We start from the raw sequence: 14,299 nt of genomic DNA on the forward strand, positions 1-14,299 counted from the left end.
CAAGAGATGTACCAAAGACCAAGCTTATATCAGGAAAGAAAGAAGAAAGTAATGAAAAATTCAGTGATACAGAGAGACCATTAGATTTTTCAAAAAAAGAAATAAATAAAGTAAAAAGCAGGAACAACATAGACAATAATGTTGAAAACTCTAAATATTACTCAGATCATTTGCAAGAAAATAGTCAGGATTTATTCAAAGAAAAAGAAAAGCCAAATAGAGAAAGAAGACAAAGAAAAATCCATGAGGAAAAATTTGCAGAATCCTCCTATCATAATGAATATCAGCCGGAATATTCGCAATGGCAGCATAGAAAAATGGAAGAAAATGAGGAAAGTAGATATGGTGAATATCACGGGCAAGAAACAGAATATAGGCTAAGTAATTTTAAAGAAGATTTTAATAATGGAGTAATTTCAACTAACTCTAATATAAAAAGTAGCATTTCTCCCCAAAAAAATTACAAGGGGAATAGTAATTTAAAATTGAAGAAAAACGTTGAGAGTGAAAGTTTTAATGATGTGCCAGATAAAAAATAAGGAGATTTAGAAAAGAAGAAGATAAGAATTTTAATATAGAGGTAAGTTCAACATATGATCCCTTATCGCAGGACTCAGATAATGATGGTGTCATAGATCGCTATGACATGAACTTTAGTGATAGCAATGTATCATATAGGGACACAAGAGATGACTATAAGTATTTACCATCTTCTGATGTGCAAAGAAAAAATTGGGATGGTTCTTCTATTCTTGGTAATAAAGGGAAAGAAAGCTTTCAAAAAAACACCTTAAAAAAACTTTATCAATCTCAAAGTCAGTTTAAGGACAAAGGGGAAAAAGCAGAATTAAAATCTTTAAATGGGAAGTTTAGAAGAAAAGACTTATCATATAAGGCAAATGAAGAAGATAAAAAATAATTCAAGATCTGAATACTAATAAAAACAAAATAGCAAATATTTCAAAGGCAAAGTTAGAAATTTAGAAGAAAAAATATGCTAATGGGTAGGGTTTCTAGTGGGAAATTTAGACAGGATAGCCTATCTGAAGGATTTAAAAGTGAATCTGAAAAAATAAAGATAAATATAATATAAATAAAAAGAATCAAGAAAAATAGGCACGAAAAAGAAATCTTCAAACAGGAAAAAAACGTAATAAAAAATGAGAATCTTGAAGTAGATGAACTTGATTTAAATCATAGTGGAATTTCTAATAAAAACAAGGGAAAGAAAAGACAAATAAAAGACGCTTTTGATAATACTATAAAGAAAAGCAACTTTGATCCAAAGAAAGAATACACCAGGACAAAAAAAGAAGTACAGGATTCTAAAAATGTATCTGAAGAAAATAAGGTAGATACAAAAAATAAAACTAAATTCCATTCTAAAAAAGATAACAAAAGTGAAAAAGATAAGTTTTATAAAAAGGAAGATAAAGTATCAAAACTATATGAGAAAAAGAATAAAAAGGAAAAAGAGTTAATTAAGGATAAGAAAAAGTCAAAAAAAGCGGGTTTAGAAAAACCTATTACTTTTGCGAGTGCTATGACGGCAAACTATCTATATAGTGGGAAAGATGATAATGCAGGCGTTAACGCTGCTTATAAGCTTAGTAGAACTACCGAAGTTGTAGGCAGAGAAATTAGCCATTTTAGAAGAAAAAAACCTTTAAAAACTCAAAGAAAAATAAAATCTTTAGAAGGAAAAATTTATAAGAAAGAAAGTAAACTCCTCTTTCAAAGAAATTTTGAAGAATTGAAGAAGACTAAAGCTTATCAAAACTCTAATAAATTGAATCGATTTTTTATGAAAAAGAAGTTTCAGAGAGATTTTAGGAAGAAACACGGGGAAGGTTTAGTAAATAGAATAAAGAAATCTTTCGCTAATATTGGAAAGAAAACATTGGAAGTTTTAAAAAACAAAGGATATAAGCAAATTTTAATTGCTCTTTGTATTTTAGGACTTTTTTTATGCTATTTCAAGGAATTAGCAATGTTGGCAGTCTTACTTCAGGATTAACAAGTAATGTTATAGCTACAAGCTATCTATCAAAAGAAGAAGTTTTAATGGATATTAATAATGAATTTACAAGTTATGAATATGCATTACAAGATGAAATAGATAGTATTAAAGAAAATTATCCAAATTATGATGAATATCATATAAAAGGAGATTCTGTTGGTCATGATCTACACGAGCTTTTTAGCTATTTAACAGCAAGATATGGAGAGATTAAGTCAGCTGAAGAGATACAAAAGGAATTAAAAAAACTATTTAATCAAATGTATGAGAAAAAATATACTTCAAAGTCTATTACAAAATATGACAGTGAAGGAAATCCATATACCTATAGAATTCTAACATTAACTATAAAAAGAAAAGTGTTGATGAAATAGCAAGAGAAGAATTTGCAAACTATGAAACAAATATGGCTCATTATTTAGCTTTACTTGATAGTCAGGGAAATATGAGTGGATATTTTGGATCAAGCTATGGGAACTTGGGAGAGATTATAGACAATCCAAACTTTGGAAATCCCGGTCTTGCTTTTGATTCTGAAACTGCCAAAGCCTTATTTAATGAAGCAGAAAAGCATATAGGTAAAAGATATGTGTTTGGAGCAAGTGGACCATCTAACTTTGACTGTTCAGGTTTTGTATGTTGGTCATTTACAAAGTCTGGTGTAAAGAGAATGCCAAGAACTACAGCTTGGCTTATTTATAAAAACTATTGTAATCCAATATCTCCAAGCGAGGCAAAACCTGGGGATATTATTTTCTTTAAAGGCACATATAATTCCGGTACGCCAATTTCTCACGTAGGGATATATGCCGGAAATGGAATGATGCTCCATGCAGGAGATCCTATCCAATATACCAGTATAAACTCAAGATACTGGAAAAATCACTTTTATTCCTTTGGTAGACCAAAATAAGGGGAAGGAGTAAAAATCTATGAATAAAAAATTAATCAGAAACATAGAAAAACAGAAGAAATTAAGAAAGAAAAAAGAAGAAATTGAAATAGAACTTCAGTTATTAGTAGAGGAACAAGAAGAAATAGAAAATTTAGAGGTCATCAAGGAATTTCGAAGTCGAAAAATATCTCTTGATGAATTTTTATTTATTGTTAGAAAAAATAAGGAAGAAGAAAATAGAGAAAGACAAGAACTTAAAAAAAAAGATATAAATGAAAGTGAGGAAAATTTATGAAAAAATAACCAGTGGGATTTTAGCTGTAATGATGCTACTTGTAAGTCTAGTGAATATAGTTGCTGTAAGTCCTGTATATGCAAAAACAGATGATAAGGTGGAGTGGACGGAAGATGATTTTATGTATTCCTCTGAGGGAAATATAATTGCCTTTAGTGATAAAGGCTTAGAAAAGAAAGAGAAGACAAATATTCTAGTGTTTCCTGAAGGAACGAAATCTGTAAATGGAAATTATTCTTTAAGTCATTCAAACGATGAACTTAGATATAAAAGAGAATTTGGACGTGGCAAACATTGGGATAAAGTAATTATTCCTGATTCTGTTAAGCATTTAGGTTATGCTGCCTTTTACGAAGCAAGTATAGACGATGTAAAACTATCAAATAGTCTAACTTATCTTGGTGGTTTAGCATTTTTCAACTGTGGACTTAGAGAAGTGACTTTACCTGATACTTTGGCAAATATTGAACATAATGCTTTTGAAAGAAATAACCTCCAAGAAATAACTATACCTAAGTCTGTGAAGACAATTGAACAGTATGCTTTTTCAAGAAATAAATTGCACACTATAAAAGTTTTAGGCAATCCAAATATTAACAGTAAGGGAGTATTCCATGATCAAGAAGTTGAGTATAGACCAAAACAAAATCCATTTTACGAAAATCATTTTGGTTTCAACGGAAATCAAGGATTCAAATCTATTCCTAATGGATTAAGTTATGAAAATGGAGAATTTGTCTTTGATAAGAATGTAGATAGTGTAGAACTTGAATTTGATTATAACAATGATATGTATCAAGGAAAGATGACTATATACAATCCAAATAAATATTCCATTGATACTCAAACAGATTTGACAGGACAAGATATTGATGAAAAGGACAATAAGATTGATGATTTAACTAAAAACATTAATGATTTAGAAAATCAGATCAAAGACTTAAATGATAAGAAACAAGAAGACCAATCAAAGATAGATGAATTAAAGAAAAAGTTAGAATCTTGCAAAGATAATGGGGAGAAACTAAAACAAGAAAAAGCTAAGCTAGAAGAAGAGATTAGAGATAAAGACAATAAGATAGCTCAATTGAATAAAGAAATTGAGGATCTTAAAAATTCTAATAATGATGAACTAATAGCAGAAATTACTCAGCTTAAAGATGAATTAAAAAGATTGCAAGATGAAAATGCAAAACTAAAAGAGGATTATTCATCTACAAAATGGGAGTTAGAAGCTGAGAAAGAAAAGACCGATAAAAACGAAAATAAAACCAAAGAAATGCAAGAAAAGCTTGAGTCTTTAGAAGGGGAGCTTGCAAAGAAGACTAAAGTAATTGAGGATAAAGATAATAAAATTAAGGACTTAGAAAAAACTCTTGATGAAAAAGATACTAAGATAAAAGACCTAGAGTCTAAAAAGAAAGAGATAGAAAAGACTAAGTCAGAATGCTGTAAGAAAATTGAAGAGCTTCAAAAGGCTATTGATAGTTTAAAAGAATCTTCTGAAAAGACGAAAAAGAATTAGAAGATAAGATTAAAGAACTAGAAGAAAACAAAAATCTTCTGATGAAGAAATTAAAAAGCTAAAAAAGAGTTAGATAAGAAAATCGAAGAAGCAAAGAAGTTAATCGAGGAAGTAAATAAAAAATCGAAAGAAGAACTTGAAAAACAATCTAAAGATGAAAAAGACAAAAATCTAAACCAAGACTTATCTAAGAAATTAGATGAACTTCTAAAACTCCAAAAAGAAAACAAAGAGAAGAAAGAAGATAAGAAATCTCAAGATAAGAAGTGGGACGAACTTTTGAAAGCTGATGACAAGAACATTCTAAATCAATTTGATCTTAACAAGATGAAAAAGCAAGAAGAAAGACGAGATAAAAAACAAGTTAAAGATGAAAAAGAATTTGCAGTTTTCCAAGTAAACAAAAACTTCTATAACATTATAAAAGATGGAAAGAAAACTACTGTGTATATGGATGTAAAAGCATATATTAAGGATAATCGCATTATGCTACCTGTTAGATATGCAGCTTATACTCTTGGGTTTAATGTAGAATATGATGATAGTAAGAGAGAGGCTATCTTTTCAAATAAAGAAAATACAGCCTTACCTAAAAAAACTCTAAGATTAAATATAGATACTGGTGTTATGAAAGATAGTCAAGGAAACATTTATCATTCTGACACTAAACCTGTAATTATAAATGGAAGAATTCACGCATCTATTTCCAATATAGCTAAAGCTTTTAATGCAAGCTGTGGGGATATAAGAGATGAAAAAGATCAAAGTATAGAATGGGATAATAGCAGAAAGGCAGTTTATGTCTTTAAGAATATAAAGTAAGAAAAGGAGATAACTATGAAGAAAAAAAGATTAGGGGTAGCCTTAGTGCTACTCCTTTTACTATTAAGTATGCCAAGCATATCCATAGCTAAGAGCAATGATAATGAAATAAAAATCAGTCAAATGATATTTATTTGCCAGAAAAAAGTAAAGAATTAGAAAGCTTATTTGATGAAGATATATATGAACCATCTAATGAGAGTCAAAAAATTCCTTATCAGGAAGTGCCGAAAATACAAGAAAATAACATAAAAAATGAGCAAGTAGATAAAAAAGAAAAGCCATCTAAACTTGTTAAAGGTGGCAATACTAAAGCAATTAATCCATTAGCTACAAAAGAAAATAAGGCAAGAGGAACAGTTATAGAAAATGTAGATAAAAATGGACAGGATATTACACCGAAAGTAGAAGATCAAACATCAAGAGATGAAAAAAAGGAAAATCCAATAGATGTTAGACAATTTTTAACCTTTCAAACAAAGAGTGGAAAAACTATGCACCTCATTGTAGATCATTCGGAAAATCAAGAAAATGTACAATTACTAACAGAAGTTGGAGAACAAGATCTACTAAATATGATTGAAGGAGAAAGTGAAGTAAAGCCAAAAGAAGAAGTAGTGAAAAAGAAGAACCGGTGGAGGAAAAACCGAAGAAAGAGGAGAAAGAAGAAAAGAAATCAGGGGTAGGACTTTATTTATTTATGGGTTTAATTATTGTTGGTGTAATGGGTGCAGGATATTACTTCAAAATCTATAAAAAAATGAAGAGGAAAGTTTTGAAGAGGAGCAAGATTATAATGAATTAGAAGATGATTATGAATCTGAAGGGGAGGATTATGATCTTGAAGATAAGGAAGATACAGAAATTATTCCAGATGAAGATGAATTTTAATCTTCTCAATGATTTAAGCAGTAGATTAAGGACAACAATAAACTCAATTATCGTGTAAATTTATAAAAAAAGTACAATTAGAATTCTGGAACTTTAATAAAAAACGATGAACAAAACGACAGCACAAACTTAATATATAAGTAAAGCTAAGTTGAAATGATTGATTGTATAATTAAGAATTTGATATAGATAAAATCATAAGTTTAATGAGAATGCTAAAAACGGATCAAGCTTTTTTATACAGATGGAATTCTTATTCGAAGAAAAATCTTTATGTTAGAGACATAAAGTTTGAAGATGTAATAGATAATGGAATAAATATTATAGAAAAATAAAAATCAGTAGAGCTATAAAAAGATGAGGGATTGAAAATTTAATCTCTCATTTTTTTATTAAAAAATTAAAGGAGGAAAAATGAAATTAGTAATCGCAGAAAAACCAAGTGTTGCAGCATCAATAGCAAAAGTTATAGGAGCAAAAAATAGAAATAATGGATATTATGAGGGAAACGGATATATTGTTTCATGGTGTGTTGGACATTTAGTACAAATGGCAAATCCTGATGTGTATGATGAAAGATATAAGAAGTGGAGAATTGAAGATTTACCTATTATCCCAAAAGAATACAAGTATGAGGTAACGAAGACAACTAAAAAACAGTTTAATATTCTTAAAAGGCTAATGAATAGTAATGAAGTTGACACCATTATTAATGCTTGTGATGCTGGTAGAGAAGGAGAAGCTATCTTTAGACTTGTATATATGATGGCAAATTGTAAGAAGAAAATGAAACGTCTTTGGATTTCCTCAATGGAAGACTCTTCCATAAAAGAAGGATTTAGCAACTTAAAAGATGGAAGTAATTATGATAATCTTTTTGATTCAGCTAAGGCTCGTGCCATAGCTGATTGGCTTGTTGGAATGAACATAAGTAGACTTTACTCCTGTCTATATAATGAAAATTATAGTGTAGGCAGAGTACAAACACCAACTTTATCAATGATTGTGAATAGAGATGATGAGATAAATAGTTTTAAAAAAGAAAATATTATACAGTGGAGATTTCTATGAATGGTTTTACACTATCAACAGATAGAATTGATGACAAGATAGTGGCAGAGCAGCTTAAAAATTTAATCGGAGAAAAAATTGAAATAACCGATGTTATTCAAAAGGAAAAGATAACAAAGCCTGATTTGCCTTTTGACCTTACAACACTTCAAAGAGAGTGCAATAAGTATTTTGGATATAGTGCCAAGCAAACACTTGATTATGCTCAAAGTCTGTATGAAAAGAAGTATATTACCTATCCACGAACAGATTCAAGATATTTGACAGTAGACATGATAGAAAGCACTGTAAATAATATTATAGGGAAAAATGATTTTGATACAGAAAGAATTAAGGTTGTTTTTAATACTGAAAAAGTTACAGATCATCATGCAATAATTCCAACGATAAGTTCGTTAAATAAGGATATTTCAGATCTTCCGGAAAGTGAAGCCAAAGTATATAGACTTATAACAAATAAACTCTATGCAAGTTTTGGATACCCACTTGTAGAAAATACGACAAAGGTTGTAGCTGAATTTGACGGTTTTGAATTTATAAACACTTATAAAATAATTGCTGAAGAAGGATTTACAAAATATTTAGAAGAATATAAATCAAAGAAGAAAGAAGATATACAACTTCCTGATGTAAAAATAGGAGATTTTTATATATTGAAAATAAAGATATAAAAGAGAAGTATACAAATCCACCTAAACACTTCACTGAAGACACACTCTTAAAAGCAATGGAAATAGCTGGGAATGATGAATTAGTTAAGGATGTTGAAGTTGAGAGAAAAGGACTTGGTACTCCTGCTACAAGAGCGGGAATAATAGAAAATTTGATATACAAAGGTTATATAAAAGAGAAAAGAAAAACCTAATATCAACTAGAAAGGGATTAAACCTAGTGACTATAGTTATAGATGAGTTTAAATCTCCAAAGACAACAGCAAAATGGGAAATGAGATTAAGTGATATAGCAAAGGGTAAGGAATATAAAGAGAATTTTTTAAAAGAAATTGAAGAAGAAATAAAAAATACTATATGTAAATATTATAAGTAAATTGATTATAAAAACTTGAATATAATTATAGGAATTAAGAAAGGAATGATTTATGAAAGAAATAGGGTATAATATAAGTGATAAACGAGTAGGCATTAGGAAATTTGCTTATTTGACATTACTATAAATATACGTTATACTCTTATCAGATAAAGATGGTGTCCCGCTACCGTTAAAGGTGGAGCATTAAAGAAGGTGTATCACTATCTACATCCCAAAGGTAAAATATTAAAGCAAACAGAGAGGTTAAAACCTTTCTATTTTTTTATTCCAATTTCTTCTGCAAAGGAAAACGCAAAAAATGAAAGAATGTTTCTGATGAGCATTTTTTAATTTATGAAGTGATCGATGATAGTATTACTATAGATGGAGATATTTACAGATATTATTCTGATAAAGAAAAAATGCACATATTATCTATATTGGATATTAAGAAAATGATTCCTGTACCGACTGATTGTTATGAAAGAATTGATTTTAACGAACTTGAAGATATCAGATATAAAGACTTATTTCAAAAGAATATGCTTTTTGTTTAAAAATAAAAACAAAGATCTTGATAAAGGTAGAAAAATATACAAAAATCAAAAGAAAACAGGAATTATAAGAAGAGCAAATTGCAATTTTTCAAAGTTAGAAAAAGCAATGTTGTGTTGGAAGTAATAGAATAAAGGCAGTTAAAGTGATTAAAAAAGTAAAAAATCTAATCACTTTTTTATTGTAATAAAAAGATAGAGTAAATGACATTTTAAAGTTATCTTTTGCTTACAGAAATTTAAAAAATAGAAAGAAATAAAGTTTAATAAATAAATATATAAAAATTTAGTTCATTTTTATCACTATAATGAGGAGGGATAAAATGCCAAGATATGATATAGTAGATTTAAGCAGAACAATCTATCTTGCAAAAGAAGAATTTAAGAAAGATATAAAAAATATGAGGAATATTTAAAGGTATCAGGCAATAACTATAAGTATCCATATATACATCAAATATCTATATACAATATGGATCCAAAAGCAACAGCCTGTGCAGAATTTGATTATTGGAAAAGTATAGGTAGAAGCGTTAAAAGAGGCGAAAAAGGAATACCACTTTTAGATATAGATAGTGGAAAAATAAAATATATATTCGACATAAGGCAAACAGTAAGTATTAATCATAATATTTCTGAGTTAAAGCTATGGAAATATGATAGCAAAAAGCATTTAAACTTATTAGATGAACTGATAGATAAGTTTAAAGAAAAAGATAGTAATCTTCTATTAAGCCAAGAAGATAAAATTGATGCCTTAGTAGAAAGTAATGTTAGAGGAAAATTCAATAAAATTATAGAAAGTCTATCTGATGAAAGTTTAAAAAGCATTCAAAAGGTAGACCTTTTTAATTTGTTAAAAGAATCCGTAAAAATTTCCATAAGCGAGAGAATGGAGATTTCATATCAGCTAAAAGAAGAAAACTTGTCCTTACTGTCTAAAATATCAAGTTCGGACGTAGACAAAGTATTAAGTATAAGCTCTAACATAAGTAAAAATATCTTACTTGACTTGGGAAGGGAAATAAAAAGATTAGAAATTTTAGAGAAAATTCAAGAAAGAAAAGATTTGGAGCAGACAAAAGAGCTTAAGGAGCGTTATAATAAATTAAGTTCTGATATAAACGGTGAAATAAATTTTAAAGGAGGCTTGGAAGATGAAAGAGAAATTAACATTGGCAGGCAAGGAATACCTCATGGAGGAGGGGATTTACACACCAATCGTCAAGGAGAATTCCTTCGAGAGACAGGGAGGGACATACAAGATGGAAGAATTGGAGGAAGGCATGGAAGTCCTAATACCCAATATGGCAATTCCCAAGGAAATAGATTTAAAGAAACTCAACAGATGGGGAAGGATGAGATTGAACTTTCTCAAGGAGAACAAAGAAGAGGATTATCAGATAATGTATTTGCAAGGGACATTGATGGATCATCTTCTATCAAAGGAAAAAGAGATAGAGGACTTTATCACGAGGGAAGAAGTCAAAATGATGGAAACTTGGGGTCTGACAGAAGAACTGAAAGAAGAGGACTATCTGAAATATCTGAGATTGAAGAAGAACATGGATATGACCCTACAAGAAATAGGGGAAAGGGAGATAATCCTAATCTAAAAAATGAGGAAGTAGAGTCTACTTCCTTTTTTTCTGCTAAAAATCATGGAGAGCAAATATCCTTCTCAAATCCAATAAGTCAAAGAGAAATAGATACATTTTTAATACATGGAGGAAATCATGAAGATGGAAGATTAGCAGTAATAGCAGAATTTTCTAAGGGTAAATCTTTAGAAGAACAGGCAAACTTTTTGAAAGAAATATATAGGGGAGCCAATGGTCTTGAAATTGAAGGAAGAAAGATATCTGCATGGTTTGGAAAGGAAGGAGCAATTTTTAAAGATGGAGATGAGGCAAGATATAGAGAAGGGCAAATAGTTTCTTGGAAAGATTTAGCTAATAATATTAATAATTTATTAGATAGAGGAGAATTTGCTAGCAATGTTGAGATTGTAGAAAGTGCGACATATGAAAGAGAAAAAATAGCAGAAAAATTATTGTATTTAAAGAGAGATCTTACTGATGAAACTAAGGATAGATATTTAGCGATTCTTAATGATATAAAAGGAAGAGGCTTCCCAGATGAAAAGAAAATCTCGGGAAAAAACTTGAAGATAAAAATTTTATAAATAAACTCAGAAAAGAATACGAGGTATTTTTAGAAGAATATAAGATTAATCCTGATATTTTAAGATTTCATCATTATAAATTATCTAAAATCTATAATGATATCAATGATTTAGAAATAGAAAGAAAATTATATAGGTCAAATTTAAAGGATATTGCACCTATTCAGAGTTTTATAACACAAGATGAAATAGATGAAAGCCTAAAAAGAGGAAGCGGGTTTTCTGATGGAAAGAAAAGAATATATGAATTTTTTACTGAAAAGCATGATTTAAAAGAACAAGCAGATTTCTTGAAAAATGAATATGGCGTAGGTGGAAGTTCTCATGTACTATCTGCTGCAAGAGAAAGTGGTGAGTGGCACGATGCGAAGGGAATAAAATATAATAAAGGTAATGCAAAAGAAATACTACTATCTTGGTCTAATGTTGCAAGAAGAATTAATGACCTTATTAAAAAGAATAGATATATAGATGAAGAAAGTTTTGAAGAAAATAGGAAGAAAAAAACAGATCAGGAAATAAATAAAACAGAAAAAGAAAGCCAGGAGTATATAAATTATCAAGATGATTTGCCTCCAACTGATAATGATGTATATATAGAAAGAACAAATAATAGTTCTATATATTATTATCAAGGACAGTCTGTAGCAAGTATAGGTGATGATGGAAAACTTATCATTTATGATGAATTTATGCCAAACTTTTTAAAAGAAGAAATATATTCCATAGCCTTTGAAAAACAATTAGATATACCATTAGACCAGTTAGACGATGGAATTATTCTTGAGGGAATACATGACACTTTTTATATTAAAGAAAAGGAAGAAATAGAAGGAAGAGAATATTACCTTTTAGAAAGTCAAAGTCGATATGATGATATTCCAAATATTGTAGTTAATTCTAACAAAGAAGTTATAGATGATGATATAGTAAATGGTTTTGAAGAATTTAAGGAATTTTATCCTAATAAAAATAAAGAGAATATAGGTTTTGATTTAGATAGCCATAGAAAAGATGATTATTGGATAATTGAGTTTAATGAGGGTTCAAGTCTAATAGAAAAGATTATGCAGGACAAAGGCTGACTAAAGAACTATTAGATGAAATAAGGGAAATAGATGAAAAGATAAGACTTCATAATAAGACCTTAGGAGAAGATGAATATGGGCAGATGACTGATAAGTGGGAGGGGTATTCCAAATTCTATTTTAACCATATAGTAGATGGGAAAATAGTTGATCACTATAAGATAGACATAGGTGATGGAAATGAGATCAACCAAAGAGACTTTGAATTTCTTTATGAACAAATAGGAAAAAGTCAGATAGAACTTAATCAAACTATAGAAGGAAATAAGATAGATGAAAAAATAATTTCAATAAATCAAATTGAAGATAGAATTTTTGATGTATTAGTTAAGGATAAAGTTTTAGAAAATGAAATTATAAAGGCAAGAGAAAACTTAGGAAATAATACCTTAGCAAGTTTTAACTCTGTATTCCAAAGAGAATATGTAAAATCATGAGAGAAGTTGCCGATAAACAGGGAAATCTTCCGGATGATATGAAGGCAATAGATAAGGTTAAAGAATTAGCTATTAGAATAGAAAATAGATATAGAGAATATTTAAATAATTCACATGAAAACAATATAGAAGATGATAAGGAGATACTCTCTATAAAAGTGGGAGATATAGTTAGAACAGAGGATAATAAATATTTAAAAATAAAAGATATTTCCAGTGGATATGATAATAACCATAATCAAATAATATATTATTCATATGATGCCTATTTTGATAAGGACTTAAAACTATTCTCACATTCCTTTAAAGAAAGCGATTTAAAAGCTTTAGAAGTATTAAGAAATGAAGTAGAAGAAAAATTAACAAAAGAGATTGTAGAAGATAAAATAGCAGTAAAAGTAGGATTTTATTATGCTTTAGTAGATAAATATAAAACAAAGGATATAGAATTAGAAGAAACAGGAATTAGAGTTTATCCAAGAAAGGAAAACTCACAAGGAAAGATCTATACTTTATATAAAGGGAAATCTTTTGAAGATAGCAAAAAAATAGACAGTTTGTTTGATGAAATTACTGCCAAAATGAAAGAAGCAAATCTTACAAATTTAAATGATGTATTAGAATTGGAAAGGGAAGGTTTATTTGAAATTACTGATGATAAAGTTACAAAATTTGAGGAAGGCTATGATATAGATGTTCAAAGCTTTAATCAGCAATTTCCAGATTATTATAATGATATATATGTTTTTAATAAAATCTTGAAATCAATGGAGCATATCAAAATTTAGCACATATAAATGAAGAAAATAAAATCACTTTTAATATAAATTTATCGCAAGAAGAAAATCCAAAATTGAAGAAATAAGAGATAAGAAACAAGTTCTTTCCATGTTAATAGATAAGGATATCAAAGAAAAAGAGAATACTATTTTGATCCTCAAGATGAAGAATACTTACTACTGTCAAAGAAAATAGAAGATGGATTATTAAAAAAACCAGAAAATATTATAGATGGAAAAGAAGGGTATAAGGTAGAGCTAATCTTAGATGTTAAGGGAAAATCTCTTAAACAAAATTTACGATACAATGGGTATATTTTAAATTCTAATCAAGCTATAAAATATAAAAGTTATAAGGACATATTAAGTAACTTACCTTATTTACTTGATGATAAACATAGAGAAGTGCTTTTAAATGGATATTTAAATCAGCAAATTGAAAATGATAGAACAAGGCAAGAAGAAAATCCATTTAAAGAAGGTATGAATGTTAGATACAAAGGAAAAGAATACACTATAACTGCCATTAACGATACTACAAGTCCTAAAACTATAGAACTAGAAGATAGCACAGGACTAATGAATGGTTTTATTACCGGAAGTGAAATAATTCTTTTTAATGACTACAAAGATCTTGATTTGGAAGTTATAAAAAAGAGGAATTAATTCCGTTAGAAATAGAAGATTATAGTCTTTTAGGATTACCAG

General features: G+C 28.8%; 10 protein-coding genes and 4 pseudogenes. All 14 read left to right on the forward strand.

Translation table 11 applies throughout. The features are described from left to right. Positions 1-170 precede the first annotated feature (170 nt). The 14 genes and pseudogenes from I6H46_RS10655 to I6H46_RS10565 all read left to right on the forward strand — a co-directional run bounded on the left by I6H46_RS10655 (position 171) and on the right by I6H46_RS10565 (position 14,257). On the forward strand, positions 171-539 hold the full coding sequence (locus I6H46_RS10655; protein ID WP_234287279.1) for a hypothetical protein: 369 nt from the start codon (positions 171-173) through the stop codon (positions 537-539). A gap of 17 nt (positions 540-556) precedes the next feature. Further along, positions 557-2,933 (forward strand): annotated as a pseudogene (locus I6H46_RS10535) (CD1108 family mobile element protein); the annotation flags it as partial. A gap of 19 nt (positions 2,934-2,952) precedes the next feature. Beyond that, the gene (locus I6H46_RS06145; RefSeq protein WP_004838435.1) at positions 2,953-3,210 is read left to right on the forward strand and encodes a hypothetical protein; all 258 of its coding nucleotides are present in this window, start codon (positions 2,953-2,955) and stop codon (positions 3,208-3,210) included. A gap of 28 nt (positions 3,211-3,238) precedes the next feature. Then, positions 3,239-5,557 (forward strand): annotated as a pseudogene (locus I6H46_RS06150) (leucine-rich repeat protein). 15 nt (positions 5,558-5,572) lie between these two features. After that, positions 5,573-6,448, forward strand: a pseudogene (locus I6H46_RS10440) (CD1107 family mobile element protein). 212 nt (positions 6,449-6,660) lie between these two features. After that, the gene (locus tag I6H46_RS10290) at positions 6,661-6,783 is read left to right on the forward strand and encodes a hypothetical protein (RefSeq protein ID WP_267907433.1); all 123 of its coding nucleotides are present in this window, start codon (positions 6,661-6,663) and stop codon (positions 6,781-6,783) included. Between the two features lie 79 nt (positions 6,784-6,862). Beyond that, a pseudogene (locus I6H46_RS06160) lies at positions 6,863-8,566 on the forward strand (DNA topoisomerase 3). 341 nt (positions 8,567-8,907) lie between these two features. Then, positions 8,908-9,105: a type III toxin-antitoxin system ToxN/AbiQ family toxin gene (locus tag I6H46_RS10660; protein WP_234287287.1), complete on the forward strand. Its 198-nt coding sequence runs from the start codon at positions 8,908-8,910 to the stop codon at positions 9,103-9,105. Between the two features lie 1,304 nt (positions 9,106-10,409). Further along, a complete protein-coding gene (locus I6H46_RS10540; RefSeq protein ID WP_350310033.1) occupies positions 10,410-10,718 on the forward strand; it encodes a TnpV protein in 309 nt (102 codons plus the stop codon). Then, positions 10,604-11,287, forward strand: coding sequence for a hypothetical protein (locus I6H46_RS10545; RefSeq protein ID WP_407648098.1), 684 nt, complete (start codon positions 10,604-10,606; stop codon positions 11,285-11,287). Before I6H46_RS10540 ends, I6H46_RS10545 begins: the two co-directional genes overlap by 115 nt. Before the next feature lie 290 nt (positions 11,288-11,577). After that, the gene (locus I6H46_RS10550) at positions 11,578-12,372 is read left to right on the forward strand and encodes a hypothetical protein (RefSeq protein WP_407648099.1); all 795 of its coding nucleotides are present in this window, start codon (positions 11,578-11,580) and stop codon (positions 12,370-12,372) included. Positions 12,373-12,458: 86 nt separating this feature from the next. Further along, complete coding sequence (locus I6H46_RS10555) at positions 12,459-12,812, forward strand: hypothetical protein (RefSeq protein WP_407648100.1); 354 nt, start codon at positions 12,459-12,461, stop codon at positions 12,810-12,812. Beyond that, positions 12,809-13,600, forward strand: a complete 792-nt coding sequence (locus I6H46_RS10560) for a hypothetical protein (protein WP_407648101.1) — start codon at positions 12,809-12,811, stop codon at positions 13,598-13,600. Before I6H46_RS10555 ends, I6H46_RS10560 begins: the two co-directional genes overlap by 4 nt. Before the next feature lie 396 nt (positions 13,601-13,996). Beyond that, entirely contained in the window at positions 13,997-14,257 is a 261-nt protein-coding gene (locus tag I6H46_RS10565; RefSeq protein ID WP_256584892.1) for a hypothetical protein, read from the forward strand. The last annotated feature ends 42 nt before the right edge of the window (positions 14,258-14,299 follow it).

Source organism: Anaerococcus obesiensis (assembly GCF_016599815.1).
GTDB lineage: Bacteria > Bacillota > Clostridia > Tissierellales > Peptoniphilaceae > Anaerococcus > Anaerococcus vaginalis.